This is a genomic window from Bradyrhizobium sp. SHOUNA76, assembly GCF_023006445.1.
Taxonomy (GTDB): domain Bacteria; phylum Pseudomonadota; class Alphaproteobacteria; order Rhizobiales; family Xanthobacteraceae; genus Bradyrhizobium.
The window spans coordinates 1-223 of sequence record NZ_JALBHA010001210.1; the positions used below are offsets into that span (position 1 = coordinate 1).

Sequence of the window (223 nt, forward strand, 5' to 3'; positions counted from 1 at the left end):
TTGCATCAGCTGCCAGGAGATGAAGGTCGAGAACATCGCCATCTCGCCTTGCGCGAAGTTGAGATGGTCGATGGCCTGGTAGATCATGACCACGGCGAGCGCCATGCAGGCGTAGATCGCGCCCGTGGCGATGCCGGCCAGGACCTGGTTGGTGAACAGCTCCATTGTCCCGGCTCCCTCAGTAACCCAGATAGGATTTGCGGATTTCTTCGTTGTTCGCGAT

The 223-nt window shown here is 58.3% G+C and carries 1 pseudogene; it reads right to left on the bottom strand.

Annotated features, from left to right (window positions below):
• Positions 1-165: pseudogene (locus MOV74_RS40540) on the bottom strand (branched-chain amino acid ABC transporter permease); the annotation flags it as partial.
• Positions 166-223 lie beyond the last annotated feature (58 nt).